The 7,310-nt window shown below is 44.4% G+C and carries 6 protein-coding genes; 1 reads left to right on the top strand and 5 read right to left on the bottom strand.

Features of this window, described 5'->3' with window-relative positions:
* Window positions 1-370: 370 nt before the first annotated feature.
* Window positions 371-3,706, top strand: a complete 3,336-nt coding sequence (dpdE, locus tag QUA44_RS26030) for a protein DpdE (protein ID WP_333255736.1) — start codon at window positions 371-373, stop codon at window positions 3,704-3,706.
* Between the two features lie 133 nt (window positions 3,707-3,839).
* Here the strand turns inward: dpdE and QUA44_RS26025 are convergent, their stop codons facing one another.
* From QUA44_RS26025 to QUA44_RS26005, 5 genes are all read right to left on the bottom strand, one after another.
* Window positions 3,840-4,112: a type II toxin-antitoxin system RelE/ParE family toxin gene (locus tag QUA44_RS26025; RefSeq protein WP_333046637.1), complete on the bottom strand. Its 273-nt coding sequence runs from the start codon at window positions 4,110-4,112 to the stop codon at window positions 3,840-3,842.
* Window positions 4,109-4,312: a hypothetical protein gene (locus QUA44_RS26020; RefSeq protein WP_172186847.1), complete on the bottom strand. Its 204-nt coding sequence runs from the start codon at window positions 4,310-4,312 to the stop codon at window positions 4,109-4,111. The genes QUA44_RS26025 and QUA44_RS26020 overlap by 4 nt, the downstream gene beginning before the upstream one ends.
* Window positions 4,313-4,619: 307 nt before the next feature.
* Complete coding sequence (locus QUA44_RS26015) at window positions 4,620-5,852, bottom strand: pentapeptide repeat-containing protein (protein ID WP_333255734.1); 1,233 nt, start codon at window positions 5,850-5,852, stop codon at window positions 4,620-4,622.
* Window positions 5,853-5,959: 107 nt separating this feature from the next.
* Window positions 5,960-6,598, bottom strand: a complete 639-nt coding sequence (locus QUA44_RS26010; RefSeq protein ID WP_333255732.1) for a Uma2 family endonuclease — start codon at window positions 6,596-6,598, stop codon at window positions 5,960-5,962.
* 97 nt (window positions 6,599-6,695) lie between these two features.
* Complete coding sequence (locus QUA44_RS26005) at window positions 6,696-7,283, bottom strand: Uma2 family endonuclease (protein WP_333255730.1); 588 nt, start codon at window positions 7,281-7,283, stop codon at window positions 6,696-6,698.
* Between the last annotated feature and the right edge of the window lie 27 nt (window positions 7,284-7,310).

The raw sequence follows: 7,310 nt of genomic DNA, 5'->3' as shown, positions 1-7,310 counted from the left end.
CCCGAGCCGTTTCCCTCTCAGGGCTGAAGCCACTGAGTTTCCCACATCCCGTATTAATTTTTATGAAAACTAAATAACTTCCACAAGTTTGTGGGATGGGCGTCCCGCCCGTCCAAAAAAGACGGGCGGGACGCTCATCCCACAATAACAATTAAAATTGTAAGTTATTTAATTCCCGATCCCGATCAAGAGACAAGATTGCTTTCATTCGCTCCCAGTTCTTAAAATTATCTGCGTTAATCTGTGTTTATCTCCCAAACATCTGCGGTTGACCTATCCATCAAATATTTATGTAATAAGTTTAAGATGCAATGTTATTCTCGTCGCTCAGGCGTTAGTGTATTCTAGTAAGTATTGTCAGGCTGAAATTATGATTGATGTTGGTTCGTTAGTTCGATCGCCCAGAAACGATTTGGGAGTCGGAAAAGTTGTCGAGGTATCGCGTACTGATGCCGTAGTTGAATATTTTTGCTCAGTTAAAAACCGCATCCGCAAAACTGTACCCTTGGGTTTGCTGCAAGAATCCATACTTCAGCGCCAAACCCGCTGCTACCTCTGGAGCACAAGTCAGGAAAGGTGGATTATCGGTCGAGTTTATGACTGGGATGAAGATAAATTAGAATACGAAATTGACCTCCCCGACAGCCAAAGTTTACAAGCTGTTGAAACCGAACTTTACGTTCGCTGCAATATCCCGATCGCCGATCCGATCGACATTTTAGCAGTCAAAGGCCAAGAAACACCGTATTTTCACGATCGCCGATTGGCATTTGTGCAATCTGCGATCGAACAGCGGGCAGTCAGCCGCGGCATGACCGGTTTAATTTCTGCTAACATAGACCTCTATCCGCACCAAGTTGAAGTCGTGCGGCGCGTCTTAGAAGACCCAATCGTGCGCTATTTATTGGCAGACGAACCAGGACTGGGGAAAACAGTAGAAGCCGGCACAATTCTCCGCCAATTTCTGCTAGATGAACCCAACGGACGCGCTGTGGTACTGGTTCCGAAATACTTGCTCGAACAGTGGCGGCAGGAGTTGGAAAATAAATTCTATTTGTCTCATTTTGCTGACCGAGTGCAGCTTGTTGCTGTTAGCGAAATCAATCAAATTAGCCGCAACGCTAACCTGGATTTTCTGATTGTGGATGAAGCGCAGGATGTGGCGGCAATGGCAAATTCTAGCGATCGCGCTCAGCAGCAGTCGTTTGAACTCTGTCAGAAACTAGCTCAAAAAAGTAAAAATGTATTGTTATTATCTGCAACGCCAGTTCTTGGTCGCGAGCAAGATTTTCTAACGATGCTGCACTTACTAGATCCGACAACTTACCGTCTTGACGACCTGGAAAGCTTCAAACAACAGGTGCAAAACCGTCAAGAAATCGGTCGCGCTTTGCTGGATTTCCGAGAAAATGCCAAGCCTGCTGTTTTGCAAACAAAACTCGCTCAACTTCGCACTATTTTTGCGAAAGATGATTATTTAATCGGATTAGCAACAGAGTTAGAAAGTTGTTTGAAAACTCAAGAAACCGCAGAACAGGCTCGGCTTGTCCGAACTATTCGCACTCACGTTAGAGATACCTACCGCCTGCACCGCCGCATTCTTCGCAACCGCCGGGATGCGGTTGAAGATGTGATTTTCGACCGAGATGCTGTCCCCAAAACAGAGTACGATCTGAATGATGAACAGTGGTCGGAAATTCAAACCGTACTCGATAAATGGCGCACAGTTGCTCCCAAGTCGAGCGAATATCAGAGAATTTTTCTGCTGTTTTTCCGCGCTTCTGGTACTTGGCTGAATGTTTTAGAACGGGTTGTCAAAGCTCGTTTGCAGAAAAAATCGACTCCTGAACTCGATCGCGAATTTGGACAAAATGACACGGCAATTTTGACCAAAACTGCGCTGTTTCCCGAAGAAAGGGAAATGCTGGAAACCTTGCTCAATACGGTGGAAAAACCCCAGGAAGGGCTAGATCGACTGAGTTTGTTACGAATCGCCATTCTCCGATTTTTGGCAGTTGCTTTGAAGGTTCCCCGCGAGTATCACAGCAATCCTCGCGATTTGCTGTCGAGAATTCAACAGCAAATTAAACGGCCGATTCCGGGCGAGCGTTTCCCGAAAATTGCGATTTTTACCAGTTTTACGGCAACTTGTCAAGAAATTGCGGAAAATTTAGCTAAAATCTTTGGTAAAAAGGCGATCGCCAGCCATGACACGAGCAAATCGGCGGATGAGGTTGAGGCTAGTCTCAAGCGGTTTAAGACTGAACCCCATTGTTTTATCTTAGTGTGCGATCGATCGGCAGAAGCAGGGGTAAATCTGCAATTGACAGATTGGTTAATTCACTTCGATTTGCCGTGGTTTCCCCATCAGTTAGAACAAAGACTCGGCAGAGTCGATCGCATTGGTAGCAAAATGGGAGTGCAATTTTGTTTGTTTGCAGGCCCGGATTTGCCAGAGAGTCCCCACGAAGCTTGGTTTCAAGTTTTAAAAGATGGGTTTGATATCTTCAACAAATCTATTGCCAGCCTTCAGTTTTATGCTGAGGAAAAACTTCTCAAACTTGAAGAAAAGTTGTTTGCCGAGGGAGGCAAGGGCTTATCCAGCGAAATTGAAGCGATTAAAACTGAAATCGAACAAGAGAAAATCAAAATTGATGAACAGTACGTTCTCGATGAAATTGATACTCTTGATGACAGTGCATCTCAGTATTTTGAATCTCTCGACAACTGCGACGCTAAGCATAAAGAAATGCAGCGGGCTACTGAAGGTTGGTTGTGTCAAGCTCTTCACTTCAAACAAATCGAACATCCGAGTATATCGGGGTTGCTGCGCTATCAACCTACTCAAAAAACTTTGATTCCCTCAAACGATTTGAGAACCAGATTGATTCCTTATTGCCAGCAATATGGCAGTTACAATCGCCGGATTGCTTATCAGAATGCTGATGTCGCTCTTTACCGAATTGGTGAGGGATTGATCGATGCACTTGGCTCTTATATTCGCTGGGACGATCGCGGTCAAGCTTTTGCCATGTGGCGGCATGATGAAAGCTGGGATGCTGCGCCTGGGAAGGAGTGGTTCGGCTTTCAGTTTAATTATTCAATCCAGACTGATGTGCAGCCTGCTGAGCAAGTTTTGCAAGCACAAAATATCGAAAATTACAACTTGAAAGCTTTGCAGCGGCGCGCTGATGCTCTGTTTCTCCCAATTTTTGAAACTGTGTTTGTAGATGCTCGCAGCGCAGAAATGTCTCTGGTGGAAGATGCGGAAATTCTAGCGGTTTTGCAGCGGGGTTATAAGGGGAAAGGCGGGCCGAATCGGGATTACAACTTGTCGAAAAATCGCACCTCGCTGATTGACAGTTTTGTCGATCCGCTAGAATGGGATGATTTTTGTCAAAAGGGGCGGGTGATATCGGAGGAATTGCTGCGCGGGCGATCGGCTTTTGTGGAAATGTGCGATCGATCTGCTGTCACTGCTGCAATCCAACTCGAAAACCGGGTGAATCAATTGCAATTGCGCTTGAACCGACTTTCTAAATCGGAACAAGCTTTAGAATCGGTTTTGGCTGAGGAAATCAATACCGAAAGTTTGTTGAGTCAAGCGGTTTTAGCTGGGATTCGCCGCCCGCACATGACTCTCGAATCTGTTGGATTTATGGTGATTTCTGGGCGTCCTCCTGTAAAGTCGGAGGATGAAGGATAATTTGTTTGGGAGGGCGATCGCTCTTTTTGACCCGATTCGGAAGCACAGGCGAGACGCCCGTGCCACGATGGACGGATATGGATAAAAGGGCGATCGCTTTTTATTTAATCAAACTGTAAAACTGAAAACAGGTTTAGGGTGGAAAGTAGCGATAAATATCTTTCCGGTGAAGAACTCTTGCAAAAGTAACTGTTTCGCCATCAAAATAAAAGCCTATTCGATAGTCGCCAACCCGAAACCGATACGCATTATCATCGCCTTTCAATTTTTTTAAGTTAACTATTGTCTGTAAATCATTAATATTGGGAATTTCCCCAAAAGCAAACTCCTTGATTTGCTGAAAAACAGGCGTACTTTTAAGAGCTTTTAAATCCTTCACAAAACTGGGCAGATATTCTACTTTCATTCTGTTTCCAGTTCTGCAAGTGCTTGCCGTAAATTTAACGGCTTTTCATTTTTTACTTCGCGCATAGCCAACAGAAGTCCTCGATCTTCGATAGCTTCTAGGAAATACTGATAGTCGGTATAATCTAGAATGACTTGACTAATGTTGCCTTCGGCATCTAATATCAATTTTTTGGCAAGTGGATAATCTTCTATTTTCATATACTTTTATGTTGAGATGAGTTGGGAGGGAATGATGGTTCTATTTTAACAGCGATTTTTTGTATCCGCTCAATAATTCGGGGCGGACTACCCACTCAGGAACGATTTTGCGTCATTTGAGGTGCATCGTTGAGCGATTTACCCCGGATTATTGAGCGGATACGATTTTTTTTACAAGGTTTGATGAGGGTCTATTCCCTACGGGATAGCTACGCTTCACGAGACTTTTTTTGAACCGATCCATCGCACAGGCGCGACGGCCGTGCCACGATGGATGCAGATGAATAAAAGGAATCTCGCACTTGGACTAAACATCCTGAAAAATCGCTCCCCGCTGCTGTAAATTCACCTGCATCTCCTCATCCATTCCTGAATTGTTCCCGAATCTGGCTGACTCGACATTCGCACCGCTGAAATTAGTATTTGTTAAGTTCACTTCGATCAGATTTGCGCCGCTCAAATTGGCACCGCTGAGGTTAGCTAAAGCTAGACTTGCTTTATGCAAATCTGCGCCACTTAAATCTGCATTTCCTAAGAAAGCGCCACTCAAATCTGCACCGCCGAATTTGGCATTTTGCAGGTTGGCGTCGCTGAAATCGGCATCGTTTAAGGTTGCACCCCGGAAATTTGCCCGATCGAGATTTGCGCTGCTAAAATCCACTGCACTTAAAGTCGTTCCGCGCAAGCTACTGCCAGCGAAATCTCGTGCTGGATTGAGATTGGCGATTTTTGCCAACTCTGCAAAGTTGTCGGTTTCAGCGGAAATAATGCGATCGACCATTTCCTGCAATTGCGATTCAGCTTCCGGGACAATTTCCACCTCACGCGGTTCAACCGGAGGCAAATTGTAGGACAATAGCGCCCAACTGAGGGCTGGTTGGAGTTTATTTGCTTGCAGGTATACAGTCAGGATTCTTTCTAAAACCGAATGTTGATTTGGCGTGATATCGTGCGGCCATAAACCCTCCGCATCTGTGAGATAAATATCTTCTTGAGCAACTTCAAAAGCCGCTACTATCCGAAATTCTTTGGCAGCTAATTCTCCCAGCTTAGCACTTTTTAGCAAACCTTTTAATACTGATTTGCCTTGTTCTACTGAAAAAATCCAAGCTGGCGTTGTATCATCGCTGATTGTGGAAACGTGACAAAATCTGCTCTCTGTTTCCTTAGTTTTTTCCGCCTTCTCCCCGCCCTGAACTACCCGCTGACTTTCGCTCACTAAAATTTCTGCACTACTTTCAATCGGCAGGGTTTCTTTAATGGGCAAAAGCTTGAAAGAACCGACTAACTGACGCGATGCTAGGGGAATTTCGCAGTTTTCTAGATAGAGTTTGAGCGTTCCGCCTTGCAGACCAAATTTGACGCGACCACCTAGCAGGGGTTCCCAATGCTCGTTAAAATTCAGGCTCAAGTGAATGTCTACCTGCTGGGTTTGGGCTGCAACCGATGGAAGTGGAATTGCTTCTAATTGCATCCACAAGCAATCTGGGTATTTGTTGTGAGACTCTAGCGATCGCATATCGGGTAGAATTGCTGGCACTACCAGCCTGTAATTGATATTAAAATTAGTTTATCATCTCTATTTTATCACAAAACAGCTTTTTATCGTGGGTAAAATTGTAAATTTTGTTTAATTTTATCCGCCCTTCATTGGTTTTGCTGAATTTGGCTTTTTACCCAATTCCGAAATGCTTTCACTAATTCCAAATAGTCCATTGTCTCTGCTTGTTCCAAAAATCTGACAATCTCTAATATCGGTAAACTAGGAAATGCTAAACTGATCTCGCACTCAACGTATTCTCCATTTTCCAATCTGTTGATTCTGAATCGCACTCCATTATAAATCCAAACTTCCGGCACTCCCAGATCCGCATAAATCTGCAAACTATTTTCGGAACGACTGGTAATATCAATTTCTACCACTAAATCCGGTGGCGGATCTTGATTCATGTCGATTCTTTTTTTGCCTTTAACTGCACTCAGATTCTGAATGTAAAAACATTTATCTGGTTCTTTACCGCTAAGTTCAGGACGTTTAAATGTGGTAGAACCAAGAGGTTCAATTTTCACATCTAATTCTTCAGCTAAGGTTTCCACAAATCGACCCAATACTTCTTTGAAGCGTTCGTGTTCTGGAGAAGGTACCATAATTTCAAGATTGCCGCGATTATATGTCAGTCGAATTTGCCGATCGCCGATTTCGGCAAGCAAATTTTCGTAGGTTTGCCAACTGATACCCGATAGCTGGACGCTTTGTTCTGGCCGAGCGAGAGTTTGAGCAGTCATAGGGCTACTTTGGTGAAGAGTTCGATCGCAGTTTTGCATTATATCATCAATCCGGGCGATGGCTACGCCCCGGCCCCGGCCTACACACTCCTCACCTTCACTCACCCATCTGCGCCGGAAATACCGCAGATAAATCGAGAGACAAATCTGGGAAACCTGGAATTACCACAACCTCATTCGGCAAAACCACTCGTTTGACTCGATAGTCGAAACCACCTCTTTGTTTTTGATAAGGTTCGCTGTGCATTTCCAGTTGAATATCTACCAAATTAAATATCCAATAATCAGAAATTTCCGATTCAGCATAGATAGATAACTTGGTTCTCCTGTCGTATTTCAAAGTAGAATCAGAAACCTCAATTACCAACAAAATATCAGCCGGCTCCGGGTGAGAAGATAAATAATTGTCAGAACGATTGCGGGTAATCACAACATCAGGCTCTGGTTCGCTATCATCCGACAAAGTAATCGGCTCTTGACCGCGCACGATCGCTCTTTTTCCCACCAGCGCGTACAATTCTCCAAACAGCAGCGAATTACAAACAGAGTGAAACGTACCTTTAGCAGCCATAATGATAATTTCTCCGCGAATCAATTCAACTCTGTCATCCGGTTCAAAAAAACCCAGTTCTCCCAAACGGTGGTATTCGGCGATCGAGAATCGTTTTGCAGTTACGGCAGTCATAGCTTTTGTTACCCTCTAGAATTACCA

The sequence above is a fragment of the Microcoleus sp. N9_A2 genome (genome assembly GCF_036701775.1).
Taxonomy (GTDB): domain Bacteria; phylum Cyanobacteriota; class Cyanobacteriia; order Cyanobacteriales; family Microcoleaceae; genus Microcoleus.
The sequence above is the reverse complement of the archived record's forward strand: the minus strand, read 5'-3'. Positions and strand labels throughout refer to the sequence as shown.

Bases quoted from the DNA above. Each gene is read 5' to 3' on its own strand.
- QUA44_RS26025 (WP_333046637.1), bottom strand. From the start codon at position 4,112: ATGAAAGTAGAATATCTGCCCAGTTTTGTGAAGGATTTAAAAGCTCTT.
- QUA44_RS26020 (WP_172186847.1), bottom strand. From the start codon at position 4,312: ATGAAAATAGAAGATTATCCACTTGCCAAAAAATTGATATTAGATGCC.
- QUA44_RS26005 (WP_333255730.1), bottom strand. From the start codon at position 7,283: ATGACTGCCGTAACTGCAAAACGATTCTCGATCGCCGAATACCACCGT.
- QUA44_RS26010 (WP_333255732.1), bottom strand. From the start codon at position 6,598: ATGACTGCTCAAACTCTCGCTCGGCCAGAACAAAGCGTCCAGCTATCG.
- dpdE (WP_333255736.1), top strand. From the start codon at position 371: ATGATTGATGTTGGTTCGTTAGTTCGATCGCCCAGAAACGATTTGGGA.